Here is a 21635-nt window from a genome sequence, read left to right as displayed (position 1 = left end):
GGGTCCTCCTTTGTGGTTCGGCTCGGTGGCCTCTAGGCCACCGCCTTCGCGGTACGGGCGTCGTCGGCGAGGTCATTGAGCAGGTCGGCGGAACGGGTGGCCCGAGACGACCACCAGGCCGCGAGGTGTCCCACGACCTCGGGCCATGTGCGGGTGCGGTAATCAGCGGCTCGGGCGTGGTTGCCCAGCCAGCCCAGCGTCCCCGCAGGGTCCTGCTGGAGCAGCGCCCGCAGCACGTAGCGTCGTTCCCCGACCCGGGGCGCGAGGTCGAGTCGACCGGCCGCCAGCAGCAGGTCGTCGCGCGTGAGGATGGCGCCGTACCGAGCGGGGGCGAGGAGCGCCTGCACGAGGTCGTCCTCGCCGCCCAGCCGAGGGTCGGGCAGGCCGTCGGGTTCCTCCACGAGGACCAGCTCGGCGCCGCTCGGCCGCGGCACGCGTTCGGCAGTGTCGGCCAGCACGGCCGACAGCAGCTGTGCCCAGTCGCGGAAGGGCCCGGCCCCCTCCAGGGCCACCCGATCGAGGAAGGGCAGCGTCCACGGCAGGATGTGCTCCCACAGCAGGACCGCCCGACCCGGGACCCAGCCCCGCTCGTCGACGTGGGCGAAGGCGTCCAGGAGGACGGCGAGGTGGTCGGCCTCCTGTGCGACCCGGGCACCGATGGTGTCCAGGACCCCCGCAACGCCGTCGCGCACGGGGCCCCCGAGGAACCCCTGCTGGCCGAGGTGGACCGACGCGTAGGGGTAGAACCGCTCGACGAACGTGGCGTGCCACTCGTCGGGCGTGGGTGGGTCGAGCCCCACGAGCCGCGCGAGGTCGGCGGTGTGGACGTCGGGCTGCTCGGCGAGGGTCCCGAGTGCGCGCAGCAGCTCCATCAGGCCTGCCCGGAGGGTTGGGGCTGCGGGTTCGTGCGGCGTCCGACCGGCCCGTCGACGGCGAAGGCCCCGGCCTCCGGCTTCAGCGGGCGGATCAACCAGCGGGGGCGACGTTCGGCGTCGGGTGCCTCGGGACCGGCCGGGCGGGTCTTGGCCAGCCACTGCCGGTAGACGGCCTCGCTGGCGTCGGTGTCCACGACGATGTCGCCCGGGTTGTCGCCGGGGTCGGCGCGCGTCACGGTCACGGCCTGGTGCCAGCAGTGCTGGCCGGAGATGGGATCGGGCTGGACCCCGAACGTCATGTTCTGGTGGACCCCGACGTCGCTCCACCAGATGCGGGCGGTGTCGGGATCGGTCGACTCGAACGCACCCGCGGCCTTGCGCGGCGTCATCGACCACGTGCTGCCGTCCTGGTTGAGCGCAACGGTGGTGGTGTTGAGGCGGTGACCCTGCTCGTGGCCCTGGAGGCGCCAGCGGCCCATGTGGTGTGAGCAGGCCACGACACCCGGGCGGATGCCCTGGGTGACCCAGGCCTTGACGACGAAGTGGCCGATGGCGGTGGTGACCCGGACGAGGTCGCCGGTGCGGACGCCGAGCGGGTCGGCCTGCGCCGGGTGGATCCACAGCGGGTTGGTGTGGGACAGCTCGTCCAGCCACTTGCTGTTGGCGGACCGGGTGTGGATCTGGGTGTTGATCCGGAACGTGCTGATGAGCGGCATCTGCCCCGGGCGGAGGTGGGTGGGGTGGATGTGGCTGCGGATGTAGGTCGGGATCGCGTACTCCGACCAGCCCCAGTCGTGCAACGTGCGCGACCAGAACTCCAGCTTCCCCGAGGGGGTGGGGAAGCCGCGCCGCACCACGCCGTCAACGGACACGCCGACGGCTCGACGTCCCTCCCCGTCCCCGGGGGGTGCACCGGTCGGGGCGTTGTTGACCTTCTTCGGCGCGGAGGCGCGGGTGTACACGCGGCCGTAGGCATCCTCGGCGGTGTCGTCGAGCTCGGCCTCGTCCACCTCGGCGGCGTAGATCGGGCCGACGCCCTTGGCGATCTCGAACGCGCCGTAGCGACGCATGTACTCCAGGGGGGTCCGCCCCTCCGCCATGGCCTTCTCGGGAAGGCCAGGCACGGAGTTGGCGAACATCCAGCCGTAGTACTCGTCGACGGTCAGCTTGGTCCCCGGGTCCTGCCGTGACTCGAAGTACTTGCGGATGCCCATGGCCCCGTCGGGATCGATGCGCCAGGACAGGTCGATCCAGAACTCGTTCTCCTCCCACACCTGGCCGGGGTTGACCTCCCGGGTGTCGGAGACCGGCCGGCCGAGCCGTTCCGCGGCCGCACGCAGCACGGGCTGGCGGAAGCCGATCCACTGGCCGTCGTACTGCTCGTAGCTGGTGATGTCGTGGCGTTCGGACGCAAGCCCCATCGGCAGGACGTAGTCGGCGAAGTAGGCGGTCTCGTTCCACGTCGGGGTCAGCGCGACGTGCAGCCCGATCTTGTCCGGGTCACGGAGCATGTCGATCCAGCGGAACCCGTCGGGGTTGGTCCACACCGGGTTGTAGACGCGGGTGAAGTAGGTGTCGATGACCCCTCGTCCCTCGTCCAGGAAGTGGGGCAGGAGGAACGACAGCTCGTTCTGCGCCACCGGGTACTCCAGCGGGAAGGTGAGGTCGTTCCACACCGCCGGGTGCGGGGGCGTGTGGATCGGGGTGGCGACGAACTTGTTGTAGGCGTTGGGGTACAGGCCGCCCGGCACCGCGATGGACCCGGTCAGGGCGTTGAGCATGAACAGGGTGCGCGACACCTGCCAGCCGCCTTCGTTGCCGGCGGCGGCCGAGCGCCAGTTGTGGGTCGACAGGCGTGTCCCGGCGGAGGCGACGAGGTCGGCCACTTCCAGCAGCTTCGCGGCGGGGATGCCGGACTCCGCCTCGGCGAAGTCGAAGGTGAACTCGGCGTAGATCTCCAGCAGGGCGTCGTGGAAGTCCTCGAACGACGCCTCCGGGCGTCCCTCCACCTCGGCCATGTACTCCTGCCAGTTCCACCACTTCCGCACGAAGTCCCGGTCGTAGCGGTCCGTGGCGATGAGGTGCCGGGCGATGGCCAGCAGCACAGCGGCCTCCGACCCCGGGTAGGTGGCCAGCCAGTGGTCGGCATGGGTGGCGGTGTTGGACATGCGCACGTCGAGCACGACCAGCTTGGCGCCGCGTTCGCGGGCCTCGGTGATCCGCTGGGCGTGGGGGTTGAAGTAGTGGCCGGTCTCCAGGTGCGCCGAGATCAGCAGCATCACCTCGGCGTTGGCGTGATCCGGTGACGGACGGTCGATCCCGCACCAGAACTGGTAGCCCGTCCGTGCGCCGGAGGAGCAGACGTTGGTGTGGGAGTTGTGGCCGTCCACGCCCCAGGCCGCCAGCACCCGCTCGGTGAAGCCGTCCTCTCCCGGCCGGCCCACGTGGTACATGACCTCGTTGTTGCGGCCCTCCTGCAGGGCCGCGCGGATGCGCCCGCCGATGTCGTCCAGCGCCTCGTCCCACGAGACCTGCGCCCACTTGCCCTCACCCCGCTCGCCGACCCGCTTGAGGGGCGAGAGGATCCGGTCGGGGTCGGTCACCTGGTTCAGCGTCGCCGGGCCCTTGGCGCAGTTGCGGCCGCGGGAGCCCGGCTGCTCGGGGTTGCCCTCGAACTTGCGGACCGACAGCGTGTCGGGGTCGACATAGGCCAGCAGGCCACACGCGGACTCGCAGTTGAAGCAGGTCGTCGGCACCAGCATCGACCGCTTCTCCACGCGGCGGGGCCACGAACGGCTGTCGAGCTCGACCCAGTTGTCCCATCGCTCCTTCGGCGGGAACGCTGCCAGGTGGATGCGGCTGGCCCCGGGGTAGAAGGTCTCGCCCCGACGCTCGGCCTCGTGCCGCGCCGCGGAGACCCGTTCGTTGAGCTGCTGGATCGACTCCGACATGTGGCGCGGCTCCTGTCGTGGATTTCGTTGGGGTCAGGCGAGCGGGACCGACTGGCCCGCCTGGACGTAGGCGTGTTCGAAGGCGAGCAGGCCCGCCAGCCCGATCAGGCCCGCCACGACCGGGACGATCGGTGCCAGGAGGGCCACCGCGCTGGTCACGACCCCGGCCCAGAAGAAGCGGGCGAACCGACCGCGCACCAGGTTGTGGGTTGCCAGCTCGGCGTGCGCGGTCACGTGCGGGAGGGTGACCTCGCCAGCGATCATCACCAGGTGGACGGCGGCGGACACGAAGACCGTCCAGCCGAGGGCGTCACCGACACGGTCGTCGGCGCCGAGGGCGGCCAGGGACAGGACGGCCGAGCCGGCCAGCGTCGCCTGGACGAGGAAGTGCGGGGGCAGCAGGGGGTTCTGCCACAGGTCACGGGCCTTGGCCTGGGCGAACAGGAATGCGGTGTACACCGCCGCGCCGATCCCCAGGGGAATACCGGCGACCATCAGCCACCGGGTCAACGCGTCGGCACCCAGCAACGACCCCAACAGGTGCAGGGCCAAGACCGCCCCGAACCCGGAGATGAGGATGCCGCCACGGACCAGCCACGACTTCCACTGTGGCCGGGTGAAGATGTAGAGGAACCGGGCGGGATGCTCGAGGTCCCAGACCAGCACGGCCCCGGTGATGCCGAGGAAGGCCAGGGCCACGATCGGGGTCGTCCACCGCCACAGGGTCGAGGACGAGTCGAGGACGCCCATCAGCACCAGCAGCGCCGCGACCAGGTAGGTGCCCGCCGAGATGGACTTGGTCCAGGTGTAGAGCCCGACCCGCCAGTCCCAGGGCACGTTGTGCGGCACGTCGTAGGACAGGATCGCGGCGGCCGCTGACGTCTGGTGGCCCTCGGGTGCGCCGGAGTTGATGTGGTGGTCATCGGTCGGCGGCTGCTGCGCCCACGCGAAGATCCCGCCCGGCGGCAGCGTGGCTGCCAACGGGTCGAGGGTCACCTGCCGGGCGCCCTTGTAGAACAGCTTCGGCTTCGTGCCCTTCTCGGGCCGACGCTGCTGGGTCTCCTCACGCCCGACGATCTGGGAGACCTTGGACAGGGGGTTGTTCTGGTCACCGACGAGGATGGCCTCCACCGGGCAGACCGTGACGCAGGCCGGCTCGAGCCCGACGTCCAGCCGGTGGGCACAGAAGTTGCACTTCTCCGCCGAGTGGTCCTCGGGGTTGATGAAGATGGCGTCGTACGGGCAGGCGGCGATGCAGGCCTTGCAGCCGATGCACGCCTCCTTGTCGAAGTCGACGATCCCGTCGGGCCGCTTGTGCATGGCCGAGGTCGGGCAGGCGGTCACGCAGGGGGCGTCGACGCACTGGTTGCACCGCGTGACCTGGAAGGCGCGGCTGGCCTCCGGGAACGTGCCGACGTCCACCGACTTCACGTAGGTCCGCGACACCCCCACGGGCACATCGTTCTCGGACTTGCACGCCGTGGTGCACGCGTGGCACCCGATGCACTTGGTCTGGTCGATGACCTTCACCCAGCTGGGCACCCCGTCGGCCTGGGGGGTGGACGGGTGGAGGGGAAGCAGGTCCATCGAACGGCTCCAGACGGAGGAAGTTATCCGTACAACTTGTCCGTGGAAACTATTGGGCTCCTCGCGCGCCCTGTCAAGGGGCTTCGAGAAACCCGTCAGGTCCGGATGGCAAGGACGCCGCCCACCACCACGATGGCCAGCAGCCCGAACGCCAGCAGGGCGAACAGGTAGTCACGACGCGCGATCCATCGGATGCCGAGCAGGCCGACCCGTCCCAGCGGGACGGCCACGACGATCCCGAGCGCCGACCAGGCCAGCGCGCGGCCGGGGGCATCGGCACCCATCCCACCGACCACGAGGGCGGCCAGCGCGACCACCAGGGCGGCGCCCGTGCCGACCCGCAGCACCTTGGCCAGGGCGGCGTTGGCCCGGGGTTGGACCTCGAACGGTTCGTCCTGCTTGACCCGCATCAGGCCGACGCCACCAGCAGGACGGCGATCAGCAGCAGGAGGCCGCCGAGGCCCCGGCGGATGATCGACGTCGGCGCTCGAGCCTGGAGTGCCGCACCGACCTGTCCACCGATCAGGCTTCCGGCGATCACCGCGGCTGCGGCGAAGGGGTCGATCCGGCCCTGGAGGGCGAAGACCACCAACCCGGCTGCGGCCGTCACGCCGATCGTGAACGTCGTCGTGGACGCCGCGATCTTCAACGGGATGCCCATGACCTCGGTGGTCACGGGGGTCTTGATGAACCCACCGCTCGCCCCCGCCACGCCGGCCACCACACCAGACACCCACATCAGGCCGAGGCCCGTCGGGATACGCCGGGCCTCGTACACCACCCCACCGCCGGCCGCCATGCGGGCCGTCGGCGCCACACCAGCGATCTGTCCGGGCCACTCCCCGACCGTCCGGTCCTGCGGCGTCGACTCGCCCTTGGACGAGGTCCGCAGGAGCATCACCAGCGCCGCGGCAGCAGCGACCACCGCCAGGCCGATGGTCAGCACCGTGTCGCCGACCAACCCCGATCCGAGCGCCCCCATGGTCGCCCCGAGCGTCGCCGCGAGCTCCGTGGTCACCCCGAGGCGATGGTTCACCGTCCGCTCGGCCAGCTGGAGCCCCCCAGCGGCGATGGAACCGGCGGCAACGGAGATCAGGCCGAGCGGCGCAGCCTCGCTGGCCGGGGTCCCGGTCAGCGCCAGCAACGGGACCAGCAGGATGGCGCCGCCCAGCCCGCCCAGCGCGCCGATGCCGGCCGTCAGCAACGACAGGCCCGCGAGGACGCCGATACCCGCTAGATCACCCATCGCCGTACATAGTTGTCCGAACAATTCGGCAGGTCAAGCCGGTGCGGGCGGTGACGTGCGCCCAACCGGGACGAACGGACCTCCGGAGCGTGCCATTGGACCCTTCCGACGGGGGCGGCTCGCGCGCACGCTCCGGAGGCTGGCGGACTTGTTGGACACGCCGTCCTCGCCGATCCCGCCGGCGAAGGAGCTGTGATGAAGGCAGTGGTATTCCATGGTGCCGGGAGCAAGTCCTGGGAAGACGTCCCCGACCCCACCCTCATCGATCCGACCGACGCCATCGTGCGCGTCGACGCCGTCACGATCTGCGGCACCGACCTGCACATCCTCAAGGGTGACGTCCCCGCCGTCACCGACGGACGGATCCTCGGCCACGAGGCCGTTGGCACCGTCGAGCAGGTCGGCTCGGCCGTGACTGGGGTCGCCCCGGGCGACCGGGTGCTCGTGTCGTGCATCTCCTCCTGCGGCCGGTGCCGGTTCTGCCGCGACGGCGCGTACGGGCAGTGCCTCAACGGTGGCGGCTGGATCCTCGGCCACCTCATCGACGGCACACAGGCGGAGAAGGTCCGGGTGCCGTTCGCCGACACCTCGCTGTACCACCTCCCCGACGGCGTGGACAACGAGGCCGCGCTGATGCTCGCCGACATCCTGCCGACCGGGTTCGAGGTCGGCATCCTCAACGGTGCCGTGCAGCCGGGCGACGTCGTCGCCGTGGTCGGCGCCGGACCCATCGGGCTGGCGGCCATGCTGACCGCGCAGTTCTACTCACCAGCCCACATCGTGGCGATCGACCTGGCCGACGCCAGGCTGGACGCGGCCAAGCAGTTCGGTGCCACCGTCACGATCAACCCGTCGACCCACGACGCGGTCGAGGAGGTCAAGGCGCTCACCGATGGCCTGGGCGCCGATGTCGCCATCGAGGCGGTCGGCGTGCCCGCGACCTTCGAGCAGTGCACCCGCCTGATCCGTCCCGGCGGTCGCGTCGCCAACGTCGGGGTGCACGGCGCACCCGCCACCCTCCACCTCGAGGACCTGTGGATCCGCAACGTCACGATCACCACTGGGCTGGTCGACACCTACTCCACGCCCCGGCTGCTGAAGCTGCTGGCCGCGGGACAGGTCGACGCCAAGAAGTTCGTCACGCACCACTTCGCGATGGACGACTTCATGGCTGCCTACGACGTCTTCGAACGGGCAGCCGACACCAGCGCGCTGAAGGTCGTCCTCACCCGCTGACGACGCCCTCGACCAGACCGTCACCACCACCGGCGAGGGGCCACGCGGCCCCTCGCCGCCGGAAGATGCCGCCGTCACGGACCACGCGTCGGCGTCACCGCCGACCACGACCAGGGCGACGGCATCAACCTGTTCACCGCTGGGACCGAGCCTCCGCTGACGGAGCTGGCGGCGGCATGACCCGGCCCTCCAGCGCGGTCTCGGACGGCCAGGTGGACCTGAGCGCGACCCGGCTGGTGCGCAGGAGGGTCAGGCGACACTCCACCACCCGCTCGGCGTGCGTGGTCACCCGTTCGATGCGCAACAGTCCTTCGTCCGGGGCCAGCTCGAGGACCTCGACGAGCGCCTCGTCGGGCACCACCGCGCTGATGGTCTCGGTCCCGCCGGTCGGTCGGACGCCAGTGCGGGCGGCCAGCTCGTCGTACAGCGAGGTGTGCGCGAAATCGACGTCGAGCAGGGTGCGGCCGATGTCCGGCGCGAGCCAGACCGTGTCGAGGGCCAGCGGTTCCCCGTCCATCAGGCGGAGGCGTTCGAGGTGCACCAACGGCGTCACCGGGTCGTAGCCGAACTTCTCGGCGGCCGCGGCGTCGGGGCGCATGTCCAGCGCGAGCACCCGGCTGTCCTGGAGGCGACCCGCCTGCTCGACGGTGGCGAACAGGTTGTACAGCGCCCCCATGGGCTGGGAGAGGGAGGGGTCGGTCACGACGCCACCACGTCCACGCTCCCGTTCGACGAGTCCCCGCGCCTTGAGGTGGCGCACGGCCTCCCTGACGGTGTGGCGGCTCGTCCCGTAGTGCTGCACCAGCTCCCGGTCGGTGGGGAAGCGATGCGTGAACTCGTCGCGCTCCAGCCGGCGCTCGAGGTCCTCGAGCACCTGACGCCACAGGGGCAGCGGCTTGGCTTCAGCCATCGTGGTGGACCATTCTCCGGATCGGGTACCCGCAGGGTAGTCGCCGTCGGGCGATCCGATGGCCCCCCGTGCCACCGGACGAGCGTGGGGCGCCGCCGCAGCGACGCCCCACCTCTCGACGGTCACCGACCCGGGAGGGTCGGTGGAACCCGGATCAGACCAGGTCGAACCGGTCGTTCTCCATGACCTTGACCCAGCCACGGATGAAGGCGTCGAGCATCAGCTCGTCGCCGCCGGCGGCCGCGTACTCCTCCGCGATGGCGCGGAGCTGGCTGTTGGCACCGAAGACGAGGTCCACGCGGGTGGCCTTCCACTTCGGCGCGCCGGTCTCGCGGTCGACGCCCTCGAAGACGTCCTCGGCCTCACCGATGGAGTGCCACTTGGTGCCCATGTCGACCAGGTTGACGAAGAAGTCGTTGGTCAGCTGGCCCGGACGGTCGGTGAAGACGCCGTAGCCCTCGTCGCCAACGTTGGCGCCCAGCACGCGCAGGCCACCCACGAGGGCGGTCATCTCCGGCGCGGTCAGGTTCAGCATGAACGCCTTGTCGATCAGCAGGTGCTCGCTGGGGATGCCACCCTGCTTCTGCTGGTAGTTGCGGAACCCGTCGGCCTTCGGCTCGAGCCACTGGAAGGACTCGATGTCGGTCGACTCCTGGTCCGCGTCGGTGCGACCCGGCGTGAACGGCACGGTGAAGTCGTGGCCGGCAGCCTTCGCCGCCGCCTCGACGGCAGCCGAGCCACCGAGCACGATGAGGTCGGCCAGGGAGACCTGGGGGCCACCCTTGCCGTTGAAGGCCTGCTGGATCTCCTCCAGCTTCGCGATGACCTGGTTGACGCCGGAGGTGACGTTGGCGTCCCACTCCGACATCGGCGACAGGCGGATGCGGGCACCGTTGGCGCCGCCCCGGAAGTCGGTGGTGCGATAGGTCGAGGCCGACGCCCACGCGGCCTTCACGAGCTGGGCGGTGGTCAGGCCGCTGCCCAGGATGGTCGACTTGAGCTCCGCGATCTCGGCGTCGCCGATCATCGGGCCCTCGTGGGCCGGCACGTTGTCCTGCCACACGAAGGTCTCGTCGGGCACCTGCGGACCGACGTAGCGCTCGGCCGGGCCCATGTCGCGGTGCAGCAGCTTGAACCACGCCTTGGCGAAGGCGTCCGCCAGCACGGCGGGGTTCTCGCGGAAGCGGGTGGCGATCTCCAGGTAGGTGGGGTCGGCCAGCATCGCCATGTCGGCGGTAGACATCACCGGCTTGTTCTCACGACCCTCGACGTGGGCGTCGGGGACCATGAAGCCCTCGCGCACCGACTTTGGCTCCCACTGCTTGGCGCCGGCGGGGGACTCCACGAGCTCCCACTCGTGACCGAACAGCGTCTCGAGGTAGCTGTTGTCCCACGTGGTCGGCGTCGGGGTCCATGCACCCTCCAGGCCGGAGGTCAGCGTGTACTCGCCGAGGCCGGTCTCGTGGGAGTTGGCCCAGCCGAGCCCCTGGTCGGCGAAGCCGGCGGCCTCGGGCTCGGGCCCGTGGAACTCCGGCTTGGACGCGCCGTGCATCTTGCCGAAGGTGTGGCCACCGACGACCAGCGCGACGGTCTCCTCGTCGTTCATCGCCATGCGGCCGAACGTCTCGCGGATGTCCTGGGCGGACTTCTGCGCGTCCGGGATCCCGTTGGGGCCCTCGGGGTTGACGTAGATCAGGCCCATCTGGACGGCGGCCAGCGGGTTGTCGAGCAGGCGGTTGCCGTCCTCGAAGCTGCCGGTGTAGCGGTCGTCGTTGGTCGACAGCCACTCGTTCTCGGGACCCCAGTAGATGTCGTCCTCGGGCGCCCAGATGTCCTCGCGACCGAAGGCGAACCCGGCGGTGCGGAAGCCCATGGTCTCCAGCGCACGGTTGCCGGCGAAGACGAACAGGTCGGCCCAGGAGATGGCCTTGCCGTACTTCTGCTTGATCGGCAGCAGCAGGCGACGGGCCTTGTCGAGGTTGCCGTTGTCGGGCCAGGAGTTCAGCGGGGCGTAGCGCTGGGCACCGGTGCCCCCGCCACCGCGACCGTCGCTGACCCGGTAGGTCCCTGCGGCGTGCCAGGACATGCGGATGAAGAACGGGCCGTAGTGACCCCAGTCCGCAGGCCACCACGACTGCGAGTCCGTCATCAGCGCGTCGACGTCCCTGGTGAGCTCGTCGATGTCGACGTTCTCCAGGTTCGACCGGTAGTCGAACTCGACGCCGAGGGGCGTGGAGTCCGGGTGGTGCTGGTGGAGGATGCGCAGGTTCAGCGCGTTGGGCCACCACTTCTCGTTGGACTGGAACTCACCGGAGGTGAGCGAGCCCCACTCGGGGCTGTTCTTCTTGCTCTCGGTCATGACGTCTCCGTTGTGTTGCGGTATCTCGGTGTCTGCGGGTTGCGAACGGCTCAGCTCGCGACGTGTCGGCAGTCGCCACAGAGGCCCCAGTAGACGACCTCGGCTTCGTCGAGCGCGAAGCCGTGTTCGTCGTCGGGGGTCAGGCAGGGGGCCTCCCCCACGGCGCAGTCGACGTCCACCACGCGGTCGCAGCTGCGACACACGAGGTGGTGGTGGTTGTCCCCGACCCGACCCTCGTAACGGGTGGCCGACCCGGCCGGCTGGATGCGCCGGATCATCCCGTTGTCGACGAGCACGGCAAGGGTGTCGTACACCGACTGGCGGGAGATGGTCCCGATCTCGTGGCGGACGGCCTCGGCCACGCCGTTGGCGGTGATGTGCGGGCAGGAGTCGACCGCTCGGAGCACCGCCAGGCGTTGGGCAGTGACCTGGAGTCCATGCGTCCGGAGGGACGCCGTCGGGTCGCTGAGCACGAACCGTAGTCTGCGTCCAACCTTGGACACTGTCAATAATCCGTGGCAACGAATGCGACAACGCCGGCGGGTCGGGTGACTCGCCGGCGCTGGACAGCCGTTCGGATGATCGGTGCTCAGATGAACAGGGTCTGGGCCCCTTCGGAGATCTCCATGAAGTCCGAGGCGCTGATGATGCCCTCGACGCGGTCGTAGAGGTCGTCCTCGGTCAAGTGCATCATGTCCGCCGACATGCGGCAGGCCCACAGGTGGCCACCGGCGTCGGTGATGAGCTCCATGAACTCCGGCACGGTCGGCAGGTCGAGGCCCTCGATCTGCTTGCGCATCATGTGGGTCGCGAAGGCCTGCATGCCGGGCAGGCCCATGACCGCGGTCGGCATGTGGGTCGCCGGGTTGCCGACCGGGTTGAACGCCAGGTGATCCATGGTCTTGTTGTTGATCATGTCGAAGCCCAGAACGTGAAGAACAGGTGGGTCTCGATGCCCTCACCCAGCGCGGCGTTGGCCAGCACCAGGCCCGGGTAGGCCATGTCCAGGGAGCCCTTGGAGCAGATGATGACGAGCTTGCGACCCTCCTGGTCGGTGTCGTCGAAGGACGGGACTGGAAGAACAGCGGTCATGGTGCCTCCTCAGACACAGCCGACGGGCTTGGGGACCCCGGCGATGTAGGACATCTTCTTGGCGGGCTTCTTGGGGAACAGGGCGAACAGCTGCTTGGTCGGCACGCCGCCGATGTTGGCGACGCGGCGCAGGGTGGGGCTCTCGCCCTCTGCGTCGTAGTCCTGCCGGACGAAACGGAGGACCTGCCAGTGGGCGTCGGTCAGCTCGATGCCGATGTTGGCGGCCAGCGCACGAGCGACGTCCTCGGTCCATTCGGTGTGGTCGGTCATGAAACCCTCGTCGTTGACGTGGATCTCGCGGCCGACGATCGTTGCGGTGCTCACGGGGTGCGCTCCTTCTGGGGCTGGGCGAACGTCTCGCCGGTGGTCTGGGGGATCTCGGGAGCGGGAAGCTTTCCGCGCATCGACATGAGCGCCGGGACCGGAAGGCGTCGACCGGGCAGCAGCATGTGCCAGTAGATCCAGCGGAACGCCAGCTTCCCGATGTGGTTCAGGCGGCTCTCCTTCAGGAGGGCGAGGGGCCCGACGCCGGCCAGCGGGTACGTGCCCGGCAGCGGCTGGGTGTCGTAGTTGAAGTCGATCAGCAGGCCCTTGCCGGCGCCGGACTCCACGAAGCAGTTGGCGTGGCCGTCGAAGGACTTCGCCATCGGGCGACCCGCGATGTGGTCGAGGAAGTTCTCCGTGAAGATCTCCGCGGCGAAGTGCGCGACCGACCCGGCCTTGGATGCGGGGATGTTCGAGGCGTCGCCGAGCGCGAAGATGTTGTCGTGCCCGACGGCCTGCAGGGTGTGCTTGTCGACCTTGACGAAGCGCAGCTCGTCACCCAGGCCGCTGCGGCCCACGAACTCCGCGCCCATGTGGAGGGGGACGGTGACCAGCAGGTCGAAGGGGATCTCGCGTTCGTCGTAGGACACCAGCGCCTTGGCGTCGTTGTCGATCCGTTCGACCATGAAGTCGGTCTCGAGGTTGATGTTGCGGTCGCTGAGCATGCCGCCGAGGTGCGTTGAGGCGACCGGCTTGGTGAACGCCCCGTCGAGCGGGGTGACATAGGTGATGTCGACCGCGTCGCGGATGCCCCGTTCGGTGAAGTGGTCGTCGGCGAGGAATGCGAACTCCAGCGGCGCCACCGGGCACTTGATCGGCATCTCCGTGATGTGGACGACCAGCCGTCCACCGGTGAAGGTCTTCAGCTTGTCGCGCAGCGCCGTCGCGCCCTCGAGGGAGTAGAAGTCGAAGACCGACCGCTGCCACTCCTCCTCCATCATCCCGGGGGTCTCCTCGGGGTGGATGCCCGCGCCGGTGGCGATGACCAGCTGGTCGTAGGGCAGCGTCTCGCCACCCCGCATCTCGACCACGGACCGTTCGGTGTCGATTCGGTCGGCCGTGCCGAACCGCAGGTCGATGCCGTCGCCGATGAACCGGGAACGACGACGCACGATCTGCTTCGGCGTGTAGGTGCCGAAGGGCAGCATCAGGTAGCCCGGCTGGTAGTGGTGCGTGTCGTCCTGATCGACGATCGTGATGGTCCAGTCGTCGGTCAGCTGCTGCCGCAGCTTGTTGGCGACCATCGTTCCCGCCGTGCCCGCACCGAGTACGAGGAGCTTGCCCATCACGTGTCCCTTCGGAGTGTTTCGTCGAGGCCGACCGTAGGTTCCGGTTGCGCCATCGGGACGTGCCGGAGGTCCCGGGACCGTCGCGACGAAGGTCCCGACGCGAGGCGAGCGCGACCGCTCCTGCCCCTTCCGTCGGCGCGGCCGCAGGAGTACCGTTCCGCCGTTGGTCTGCGCGTCGTCCCGACCGCACCGCGTCGGGCGTGTGGACCAGGAGGGGCCGGTCATGCGTGACTGTCGAATCGTGCTGCCGTGTGCAGCGATCTTCGGGCTGTTGCTTGCCGCCTGTGGTGGTGGGACCTCGGCCTCGCCGCTCGGTACGTCCGTCGCGGTCGCCTACACCGACGACACCACGAACGTCACCACCGACCTGGAGGTGACCGTCCTGGGCGTCCGGCAGGGCACCGTGGCGGAGCTCGTGGCGTCCGGCCTGCAGTTCGACGACGACGAGCAGGACCTCGTGCCGTTCTACGTCGACGCGCGCTACACCAACACCGGGTCGGAAACCGTCGGTCGTGGCATGCGGGTGGCGTTGGAGGACGACACCGATGCCCTGATCTCGCCGACGATCGTCCTGGACTTCTCCGGCGGACAGGGCGGCGACCCCGAAGGACCGTGCGTCGACGTGAAGGACGGCGAGCTGGCCCCGGGGGAGACCCTCGAGGACTGCACCCTCTTCGTGGTCGACCCCGGGACCGACGTGGCCACGGTGACGTTCCTCTCGCGCCCCGCGACCGGTGAACCGACCTTCGTGGACTGGGCCGTGGAGTAGGACCGTCGTCGGCACGGGCTCCGGGGCCCGACACCCTAGGCTGCGTCGGGGTGAACACCCCACCCGACAGCATGCGCGCCGCGGTCCTGACCGAGCACGGCGGCCCCGACGCCATCGAGGTCCGCGACGTCGTCGTCCCGCAACCCCGGACCGGTGAGGTGCTGGTCCGAGTGGCGGCTGCGGCGATCAACAACACCGACCTGTGGTCAAGGGAGGGTGCTTACGGCAGCGCCGAGGACGCGGATGCGGTCGCTGGCTGGCGGGGTGTGCCGTTGGACTTCCCTCGCATCCAGGGTGGTGACGCGGTCGGCCGCATCGTGGCAATCGGCCCGGGCGGCGACCGGGGGAGCGTTGGCCAACGGGTCCTGATCGACCCCGCGTGGTTCGACGACGCCGGTGAACTCCAGGCGTTCCTCGGATCAGAACGCGACGGGGCGTTCGCGGAGTACGTGGTGGTCGATGCCAGCCACGCCCACGACGTGAGCGACAGCCCGCTGTCGGACGCGCAGCTCGCCTGCCTGCCGACCGCCTACGGGACCGCCATGGGGATGCTGGAGCGCGCCGGGGTCGCGGCCGGCCAGGTGCTGCTGGTGACCGGTGCGTCCGGCGGGGTCGGAACGGCGCTGGTCCAGCTCGGTGCGGCGCGTGGGGCCGAGGTCGTCGCCGTCACCAGCGCCGGTCACGCCGACGCGGTGCGGACGGCGGGCGCGCACCACCTCGTCCTGCGGGGCGAGGGCGACCTCGGGGATGCCGTCCGCGAGGTGCTGGAGGGCCGCGGTGTGGACGTCGTCGCCGACGTGGTCGGCGGGCCGGCGTTCGGGCAGGTGCTCGGCACCCTGTCCCCCGGCGGGTCCCTGGTGATCGCCGGGGCCATCGCCGGCCCGAACGTGCAGCTCGACCTGCGCCAGCTGTACCTGCCGAACCGCCGGATCATCGGCTCGACGCTGCACACCCCGGAGCAGTTCGCCGCGCTGGTCCAGGCGGCCCGGGACGCCTCGGTCCTCCCGTCGGTGGCAGAGGAGTACCCGCTGGCGGAGATCCACGCGGCCCAGGCGCGGTTCGCCCGGGGCGACTTCGAGGGCAAGCTGGTCATCGTCCCCTGACCGGCAGTCCTCCGGGAGGTGCGTCAGCCGGTGCCGTCGAGGTGCTCCTCGATGCGCTGGACCTTGGCGGCCAGCTGGCCCTCGTGCCCGGGGCGGATGTCGGCCTTGAGGACCAGCCCGACCCGCGGTGAGGTGGCGGCGACGACGTCGACGGCACGCTTGACCACGGCCATCACCTCGTCCCACTCCCCCTCGATGTTGGTGAACATGGCGTTGGTCTCGTTCGGCAGGCCCGACTCGCGGACGACCCGGACGGCCTCGGCCACAGCCGCTGACACCCCGCCGTCGTCGTCGCCGGCGGTTGGGGAGATGCTGAACGCCACGATCATGCGGCCACAGTAGGCCACCGACGACAACCATGCGTCCCGCAACGCATCAGCGTGAAGGTGGGTCCCCCAAGGGGTTGCGGAGGAACACCTCGTCGCTGATCTCCTGCCCGTCGAGGAGGTGCTCGGCCACGATGCGCTCGGCCAGTTCGACGTCGACGGAGCCGTACCAGGTGCCCTCGGGGTAGACGACCACGGTGGCGCCGTCGCCCTTGCAGATGCTGGTGCAGAGGGTCTCGAGCACGCCGATCCGATCCCGTGCCCCGGCGAGGGCGACGCCGTGCTTCATCGCCGTGGCAACCGCCTCGCCCGACGGGCAGTCGCCCGCCGTGCAGACCAGCACGTGTCGCTGCATGGAGTCCACGCGCGCCTTCCGGGCACGTGCGGTGAGGGTCTCGTCGTCGGCGGACATCGGGGCGGATGGTAGCGAGGGAGGGGCCGTGGTGGTCGGCACGAGCGACGCGTGTCGGCCAATTACGACATGTGGCCCGTTCGCCGACACGCGAGGGGTGGGGTGGGCCGACCGGACCCGGGGCGTGTCGGCCGATCACGACATGTGGCCGGCAGCCTCAAGACTTCGTTGCAACACGACACTTCGAGGTGGAGGCGGTAGGTCATGGTGAGGTCGAGGGCCAAGGGTGAGAAGCGGTGGTTGCGGTTGCCTGATGAGGTGCGGGCGGAGGTGATCCGTCGGGCACGAGCCGGTCAGGGCCGCCGGCAGATCCTTGAGGAGGTCGACATCTCCGTGGGCAGCTTCCTCAACGTGCTCAAGCCGTTCGGTGGGGTGTTGCGGGCAGAGCTTGCGACTGATCCCTCACCGCACCGGTTGTCGCTTGATGATCGGGTGGAGATCCGGTTGGGGATCGGTCGGGGCGAGACCTATCAGGCCATCGCCGATCGGGTCGGCCGGCACAAGTCCTCGGTGTGGCGCGAGGTGGACCGCAACGGTGGCCGTGAGGCCTACCGGCCGATGCTTGCCCACAAGCGTGCCCACGAGCAGGCACGGCGGGCCAAGCCGACCAAGCTCGCCAGCTGCGCGGAGCTGGCCGGCCTCGTCGAGCACGGCCTGCGCAGACTGTGGTCGCCCCAGCAGATCGCTGCAGATCTCAAGGAGCGGTTCGGCGACGATGAGTCGATGACGGTGTCACACGAGACGATCTACAAGTCGCTGTACGTCCAGGGGCGGGGCGAGCTGCGACGCGAGCTGACGTCGTGCCTGCGGACCGGTCGGGCCAAGCGGGTCCCCTCCGGTCGGTCTCCCCGGCCACGCATGCACGACATGGTGATGATCAGCGAGCGGCCCGCGGAGGTGGAGGACCGTGCCGTGCCCGGTCACTGGGAGGGCGACCTGATCATCGGCAAGGACGGCAAGTCCGCGGTGGGCACCCTTGTGGAGCGCTCCACGCGCTACGTGATGCTGATGCACCTCGATGGCGACCGGACCGCCGCGACGGTGCGCGATGCCATGACCACCGCGATCACCGGGCTGCCCGAGCACCTGCGGCGGTCCATCACCTGGGACCAGGGCATCGAGATGGCCGAGCACGTCCAGTTCACCATCGACACCGACGTGCCCGTCTACTTCTGCGACCCCCACTCGCCCTGGCAACGCGGTTCCAACGAGAACACCAACGGGTTGCTGCGCCAGTACATGCCCAAGGGCACCGACCTGTCAGTCCACACCCAAGCGAACCTCAACGACTTCGCCGAGAGCCTCAACACCCGCCCCCGACAAACCCTCGGCTGGAAGACACCAGCCGCCCAACTCGCCCAACTTGTTGCACCCACCGGTTGACATCAAGGCCGGTTCGCCGACACGCGAGGGGTGGGGGACTGCTCCGGCCCGGCGCGACCGTCGCCTACTCCTCCCCCGCGTCTCGCAGGGCGGCGCGGATCGTCTCCTCCAGGGCGTCGGGGATCGCGGCGCTGCCGCCGAGGAGGGTGACCCGCTGGGTGTCCTCCAGCCCGCGGAGGGGGTCGGTGGGGTCGAGCAGCAGCAACGTCGCCCCGTCGGCCGCCACGGCCGGGCCTGCGGCCAGCGCGTCGGCCGTGGCCCCTCCCGCAGCGATCCAGCGACGGACGGTGCGCAGGCCGGCGTCGACGCTGGCGGCCAGCACGGCGTCGTTGGTGGCGAACCGATCGACGCCGGCCAGGCGCGTCGGGTTCGGCAGCGCACGCTCGACCCCCTCGTCGACGACAGCCGTACCACCGACCACGGTGGTGGCGCTCCGCCCCTCCAGCGCGGCGGCCGTGACGGCCGGGACCGAGTCCCGCTCCACCAGGAGGATGGGCTGACCGGTGATCGCGGCGAGCGGCCCGACGGACAGTGCATCGGCCGGGGCGCGGCCGCTGGCCACGAACGCCTCGTCGCCACCGAGCCGTTCGGCGATGGCCGCCGCCGTGGCGAAGCGGTCCGGACCGGCGACACGGTCGACCGACAGGCCGGCCGCATCGAGGGCGTCGGTCACGGCGCGCGACACCGCGGCCTCGCCGCCCAGGACCATGACCCGTTCGGCGTCCAGCCGCTCGAACTCGGCGAGGACCCGATCGTCGAGGGCGTCGGGGCCGGTCAGCAGGAGCGGCGCCCCCTCGGCGAAGGCCAAGGGCCCGCCGGCCAGCGCGTCGATCAACCCGGCCGCCAGGACAACCGTCCCCGCCCGGCCGAACGTCTGCTGGCTGATCGCGACCGCCGTGGCGACCCGGTCGGGCCCAGCGGCCCGGAGCACCACCGATTCCTGGGCGTAGGTGGCCTGGTCGGTCCGGGAGTCGCTGGTGCCGAGGTGCTCGCGGGTCGTCGCGTCGACACCGATGGCCTGCACGCGGGGGAGGGCCCCGTACTCGCCGTTGGGCACGATCTGGTGTCCGCGGCCGATCAGCTCGGCCTGGACGTCGAAGGGGACCCGGACGTTCTCCAGCTGCATGTCCGCCGTGCTGGCGTCGAGGCGTTCGGCGTCGATCGCCTGGGCGATGTCGAGGCCGAAGTCGAGGACGTTCACGACCGCCTGGTGGGAGCCCATGATGATGGTCGCCCCGCCGGCGGCGCCGACGGCCATCACCGGGCGGCCGTCACGCAGGACGATCGTCGGGGAGATGGAGGAGCGGGGCCGCTTGCCGGGTCCGGGTTCGTTGGCGGTGCCGGCGCCGGAGAAGTCGGTCAGCTCGTTGTTCAGCAGGAAGCCGGTTCCCGGGGCGACGACCGCGGACCCGAAGGCCTGCTCGATCGTGCACGTCAGGGCGATCACGTTGCCGGCCGCGTCGATGACCGACAGGTGGGTGGTGTTGCCCATCGGGTTGTTGTCCACGCCGTCCGCCGGCGGGTCCCCCTCGAGGTCAGCCGGCTCGTAGCTGCCGGCGCTGTCGAGGTCGATCTCGGCGGCGCGCTGGTCGGCGTAGGCCTGGCTGGTCAGCAGGTCGACGGGGACGTCCACGAAGTCGCTGTCGGCGACGTAGGCACCGCGGTCGGCCCACGCGATCTTCTGGGCCTCCGCGACCAGGTGCAGGTGATCTGCGCTGGACTGCCCGGCCGCGGTCAGGTCGAAGTTCTCCAGGATGTTGAGCATCTCGACCACCGCGATCCCGCCCGAGGTGGGCGGCGGCATGGCCAGGACCGTGTTGCCGCGGTAGTCGGCGACGAGGGGCTCGCGGAACTTCGCCTCGTAGCCGGCCAGGTCCTCGGCGGTCATCAAGCCGTCGTCGCCGGGGTAGGCACCGGCGTTGTCGGCCATGTCGGCCACGATGCGCTCGGCGATCGGTCCGGTGTAGAACGCGGGCGGTCCGTCCTCGGCTGTCAGGGCGAGGGTGTCGGCCAGGTCGGGCTGGACCAGCGTCGCCCCGGGCGGGTACGGGGTCAGGCCGCCGACGAGGAACTGCTCGGCAGCGGCAGGGAACAGACGCAGGCGAGGGGCCGCGACCGCCATGGCCTCCGACAGCGACTGGGGCACCTCGACCCCATCTCGCGCCAGGCCCTCGGCCGGGGCGACGAGGTCGGCCCAGTCGACGGTCCCGAACCGCTGGTGGAGGGCCCAGAGGCCGGCCACGGTGCCGGGCACGCCGACGGTCGTGTGGCCGGTGAACGCCTGGTACAGCCCGAGGCCACCGAAGGTGTCCGGGGTGACGGCCGCGGGTGCGGTCTCGCGGAAGTCCAGCGCGGCCACCTCGCCGTCGATCTGGTGGACGACCGCGAACCCGCCGCCCCCGATGCCGCACGACTGGGGACGGGCGACGTTGAGGGCGAACACGGTGGCGATCGCCGCGTCGACGGCCGTGCCCCCGGCGTCCAGGACGTCCCTCCCGACCTGTCCGGCGGCGAAGGACTCGGTCGCCACGACCCCGCCGTGGCCACGGACGACCGGCTGGTACTGGCTGCCCTCCGCGGCCACCGCCAGGCCGGGTTGCAGCCCGACCAGCAGGACCACGGCGAGGACGAGGACGCGACTGACGGACGTTCGTGCCATCGGCTGGTTGTACCGGGCGCGGACGTGCGGGCCAACTCCCCTCCACCCGCTGGTCAGCCCAGCACGATCAGCGACACCACACCGAGGGAGTAGAGGAGGAGGATGCCGACGCCCTCGAAGCCGATGTGGCGTTCCTCTCGCTCGAGCATCCCGGCGGCGAGGACCGCGGTCATCACGACCGTCAGCGCCATCAGGAAGACCGCCCGGGTGTCGGCCAGGTGATAGACCGATCCCTCGCGCGTCGCCACGTCGGCGGCGGCGACGAACAACACGTCGAAGGTGTTGCCACCGATGATGTCGCTGACGGCGAGGGTCAACGCCCCGATGCGCACGGCGGTCACGACCGTGACGAGCTCGGGGAGGGAGGTGATGACGCTGGTGAACAGCGCACCGACCAGCGAGCCGGACAGACCGGTTCCTGCCGCGATCGACAGACCGGCCGTCGCCACGACCCAGCCCGTGGCGCCCACGACCAACGCGAGGACACCGAACTCGACACCCAGCCGACGGGTCGAGGCGTCGAGGCCCTCCTCGTCGGGTTCGTCGACGACGGTGTCCTCGGTTCGTGCGGGCTCCCACATCGGTGCGCGATGGGCACGCCTTGCCAGGGACAGGCCGTAGACGTATAGGCCCACGAGCAGGACCGTGGCCGGGTGGATGCCCAGCACGGTCACCTCGGGGCTCCCGGTGGCGGCCAGCACCACCCCGATGAGGCTGGTCAGCACCAGCGCCTGGACCATGTTGGGTACCGAGGCGGCGGCGTGCTCGAGGTTGGTGCGGCGGTAGGCCATGTCAGCGATCGCGAGGAACGTCGTCTGCGCGGCGATACCACCCACGGCGTTGGAGACCGCGAACCCGGCATCGCCGGACACCGCACCGACGACGGTGGTGACCAGGCCGGGCAGGGACGTGGCGGCGCCAAGGAGCACCGCCCCGGCCATCGCCTCACCGATGCCGAGGCGATCGGCAAGGTCGTCGACGACCTTGGTCAGCCGCACACCGGCGGTGACCAGCACGCCGCCCGAAAGGAGCAGCGCGGCGATGGCCCATCCGAGGGCCCATGACGGGGAGGTCATCCACCGGTCCTACCCCGCGACGCGCGGCTGAACCGGGG

Annotated in this window: 18 protein-coding genes and 1 pseudogene; 4 read left to right on the top strand and 15 right to left on the bottom strand. The window is 70.4% G+C overall.

Translation table 11 applies throughout. From position 1 onward, the window contains the following. Positions 1 to 32: 32 nt before the first annotated feature. The 5 genes from DVS28_RS00315 to DVS28_RS00295 form a co-directional block, all read right to left on the bottom strand. A complete protein-coding gene (locus DVS28_RS00315; RefSeq protein ID WP_114589671.1) occupies positions 33 to 872 on the bottom strand; it encodes a molecular chaperone TorD family protein in 840 nt (279 codons plus the stop codon). Next, a complete protein-coding gene (locus DVS28_RS00310) occupies positions 872 to 3826 on the bottom strand; it encodes a molybdopterin dinucleotide binding domain-containing protein (protein WP_114589670.1) in 2955 nt (984 codons plus the stop codon). Before DVS28_RS00310 ends, DVS28_RS00315 begins: the two co-directional genes overlap by 1 nt. A gap of 33 nt (positions 3827 to 3859) precedes the next feature. Then, a complete protein-coding gene (locus tag DVS28_RS00305) occupies positions 3860 to 5413 on the bottom strand; it encodes a 4Fe-4S dicluster domain-containing protein (protein ID WP_114589669.1) in 1554 nt (517 codons plus the stop codon). A 95-nt stretch (positions 5414 to 5508) separates the two neighbouring features. Continuing rightward, the gene (locus tag DVS28_RS00300; RefSeq protein ID WP_114589668.1) at positions 5509 to 5823 is read right to left on the bottom strand and encodes a hypothetical protein; all 315 of its coding nucleotides are present in this window, start codon (positions 5821 to 5823) and stop codon (positions 5509 to 5511) included. Then, complete coding sequence (locus DVS28_RS00295) at positions 5823 to 6659, bottom strand: sulfite exporter TauE/SafE family protein (protein ID WP_114589667.1); 837 nt, start codon at positions 6657 to 6659, stop codon at positions 5823 to 5825. Before DVS28_RS00295 ends, DVS28_RS00300 begins: the two co-directional genes overlap by 1 nt. Before the next feature lie 195 nt (positions 6660 to 6854). Here DVS28_RS00295 and DVS28_RS00290 point away from each other — a divergent pair, with 195 nt between their 5' ends. Continuing rightward, positions 6855 to 7895: a zinc-dependent alcohol dehydrogenase family protein gene (locus DVS28_RS00290; RefSeq protein WP_114589666.1), complete on the top strand. Its 1041-nt coding sequence runs from the start codon at positions 6855 to 6857 to the stop codon at positions 7893 to 7895. Positions 7896 to 8028: 133 nt separating this feature from the next. On the opposite strand, the gene DVS28_RS00285 is transcribed toward DVS28_RS00290, so the two are convergent. The 6 genes and pseudogenes from DVS28_RS00285 to sqr all read right to left on the bottom strand — a co-directional run bounded on the left by DVS28_RS00285 (position 8029) and on the right by sqr (position 13866). Then, on the bottom strand, positions 8029 to 8805 hold the full coding sequence (locus DVS28_RS00285) for a GntR family transcriptional regulator (protein ID WP_114589665.1): 777 nt from the start codon (positions 8803 to 8805) through the stop codon (positions 8029 to 8031). A gap of 154 nt (positions 8806 to 8959) precedes the next feature. Beyond that, on the bottom strand, positions 8960 to 11164 hold the full coding sequence (katG, locus tag DVS28_RS00280) for a catalase/peroxidase HPI (protein WP_114589664.1): 2205 nt from the start codon (positions 11162 to 11164) through the stop codon (positions 8960 to 8962). A gap of 50 nt (positions 11165 to 11214) precedes the next feature. Continuing rightward, a complete protein-coding gene (locus DVS28_RS00275; RefSeq protein WP_114589663.1) occupies positions 11215 to 11637 on the bottom strand; it encodes a Fur family transcriptional regulator in 423 nt (140 codons plus the stop codon). 116 nt (positions 11638 to 11753) lie between these two features. Then, positions 11754 to 12256 (bottom strand): annotated as a pseudogene (locus DVS28_RS00270) (DsrE/DsrF/DrsH-like family protein). A gap of 9 nt (positions 12257 to 12265) precedes the next feature. Further along, positions 12266 to 12580: a TusE/DsrC/DsvC family sulfur relay protein gene (locus tag DVS28_RS00265; RefSeq protein WP_114589662.1), complete on the bottom strand. Its 315-nt coding sequence runs from the start codon at positions 12578 to 12580 to the stop codon at positions 12266 to 12268. Beyond that, a complete protein-coding gene (gene sqr, locus DVS28_RS00260) occupies positions 12577 to 13866 on the bottom strand; it encodes a type III sulfide quinone reductase, selenoprotein subtype (protein ID WP_114589661.1) in 1290 nt (429 codons plus the stop codon). The genes DVS28_RS00265 and sqr overlap by 4 nt, the downstream gene beginning before the upstream one ends. 226 nt (positions 13867 to 14092) lie before the next feature. On the opposite strand from sqr, the gene DVS28_RS00255 reads away from it, so the two are divergent. Together DVS28_RS00255 and DVS28_RS00250 are read left to right on the top strand one after the other, a co-directional pair. Further along, positions 14093 to 14638, top strand: coding sequence for a hypothetical protein (locus DVS28_RS00255; RefSeq protein WP_164709735.1), 546 nt, complete (start codon positions 14093 to 14095; stop codon positions 14636 to 14638). A gap of 71 nt (positions 14639 to 14709) precedes the next feature. Further along, positions 14710 to 15741, top strand: a complete 1032-nt coding sequence (locus DVS28_RS00250) for a zinc-binding dehydrogenase (protein WP_114593907.1) — start codon at positions 14710 to 14712, stop codon at positions 15739 to 15741. 23 nt (positions 15742 to 15764) lie between these two features. On the opposite strand, the gene DVS28_RS00245 is transcribed toward DVS28_RS00250, so the two are convergent. Both DVS28_RS00245 and DVS28_RS00240 read right to left on the bottom strand, forming a co-directional pair. Continuing rightward, a complete protein-coding gene (locus tag DVS28_RS00245) occupies positions 15765 to 16070 on the bottom strand; it encodes a thiamine-binding protein (protein WP_114589659.1) in 306 nt (101 codons plus the stop codon). Between the two features lie 46 nt (positions 16071 to 16116). Next, positions 16117 to 16479: a (2Fe-2S) ferredoxin domain-containing protein gene (locus tag DVS28_RS00240; protein WP_114589658.1), complete on the bottom strand. Its 363-nt coding sequence runs from the start codon at positions 16477 to 16479 to the stop codon at positions 16117 to 16119. 204 nt (positions 16480 to 16683) lie between these two features. Between DVS28_RS00240 and DVS28_RS00235 the strand changes: the two genes are divergently transcribed. Next, a complete protein-coding gene (locus tag DVS28_RS00235) occupies positions 16684 to 17862 on the top strand; it encodes an IS30 family transposase (RefSeq protein ID WP_216826300.1) in 1179 nt (392 codons plus the stop codon). Positions 17863 to 17926: 64 nt separating this feature from the next. Here the strand turns inward: DVS28_RS00235 and ggt are convergent, their stop codons facing one another. Next, on the bottom strand, positions 17927 to 20521 hold the full coding sequence (ggt, locus tag DVS28_RS00230; protein ID WP_114589657.1) for a gamma-glutamyltransferase: 2595 nt from the start codon (positions 20519 to 20521) through the stop codon (positions 17927 to 17929). A 53-nt stretch (positions 20522 to 20574) separates the two neighbouring features. After that, positions 20575 to 21597, bottom strand: coding sequence for a sodium:calcium antiporter (locus tag DVS28_RS00225; RefSeq protein WP_114589656.1), 1023 nt, complete (start codon positions 21595 to 21597; stop codon positions 20575 to 20577). Between the last annotated feature and the right edge of the window lie 38 nt (positions 21598 to 21635).

Source organism: Euzebya pacifica (assembly GCF_003344865.1).
GTDB lineage: Bacteria > Actinomycetota > Nitriliruptoria > Euzebyales > Euzebyaceae > Euzebya > Euzebya pacifica.
This window is presented reverse-complemented; position numbering and strand designations above follow the sequence as displayed.

What these genes read in the sequence shown, in the direction of transcription:
- DVS28_RS00315 (WP_114589671.1), bottom strand. Translation starts at nt 872, where the DNA reads ATGGAGCTGCTGCGCGCACTCGGGACCCTCGCCGAGCAGCCCGACGTC.
- DVS28_RS00310 (WP_114589670.1), bottom strand. Translation starts at nt 3,826, where the DNA reads ATGTCGGAGTCGATCCAGCAGCTCAACGAACGGGTCTCCGCGGCGCGG.
- DVS28_RS00305 (WP_114589669.1), bottom strand. Translation starts at nt 5,413, where the DNA reads ATGGACCTGCTTCCCCTCCACCCGTCCACCCCCCAGGCCGACGGGGTG.
- DVS28_RS00300 (WP_114589668.1), bottom strand. Translation starts at nt 5,823, where the DNA reads ATGCGGGTCAAGCAGGACGAACCGTTCGAGGTCCAACCCCGGGCCAAC.
- DVS28_RS00295 (WP_114589667.1), bottom strand. Translation starts at nt 6,659, where the DNA reads ATGGGTGATCTAGCGGGTATCGGCGTCCTCGCGGGCCTGTCGTTGCTG.
- DVS28_RS00290 (WP_114589666.1), top strand. Translation starts at nt 6,855, where the DNA reads ATGAAGGCAGTGGTATTCCATGGTGCCGGGAGCAAGTCCTGGGAAGAC.
- DVS28_RS00285 (WP_114589665.1), bottom strand. Translation starts at nt 8,805, where the DNA reads ATGGCTGAAGCCAAGCCGCTGCCCCTGTGGCGTCAGGTGCTCGAGGAC.
- katG (WP_114589664.1), bottom strand. Translation starts at nt 11,164, where the DNA reads ATGACCGAGAGCAAGAAGAACAGCCCCGAGTGGGGCTCGCTCACCTCC.
- sqr (WP_114589661.1), bottom strand. Translation starts at nt 13,866, where the DNA reads ATGGGCAAGCTCCTCGTACTCGGTGCGGGCACGGCGGGAACGATGGTC.
- DVS28_RS00255 (WP_164709735.1), top strand. Translation starts at nt 14,093, where the DNA reads ATGCGTGACTGTCGAATCGTGCTGCCGTGTGCAGCGATCTTCGGGCTG.
- DVS28_RS00250 (WP_114593907.1), top strand. Translation starts at nt 14,710, where the DNA reads ATGCGCGCCGCGGTCCTGACCGAGCACGGCGGCCCCGACGCCATCGAG.
- DVS28_RS00245 (WP_114589659.1), bottom strand. Translation starts at nt 16,070, where the DNA reads ATGATCGTGGCGTTCAGCATCTCCCCAACCGCCGGCGACGACGACGGC.
- DVS28_RS00240 (WP_114589658.1), bottom strand. Translation starts at nt 16,479, where the DNA reads ATGTCCGCCGACGACGAGACCCTCACCGCACGTGCCCGGAAGGCGCGC.
- DVS28_RS00235 (WP_216826300.1), top strand. Translation starts at nt 16,684, where the DNA reads ATGGTGAGGTCGAGGGCCAAGGGTGAGAAGCGGTGGTTGCGGTTGCCT.
- ggt (WP_114589657.1), bottom strand. Translation starts at nt 20,521, where the DNA reads ATGGCACGAACGTCCGTCAGTCGCGTCCTCGTCCTCGCCGTGGTCCTG.
- DVS28_RS00225 (WP_114589656.1), bottom strand. Translation starts at nt 21,597, where the DNA reads ATGACCTCCCCGTCATGGGCCCTCGGATGGGCCATCGCCGCGCTGCTC.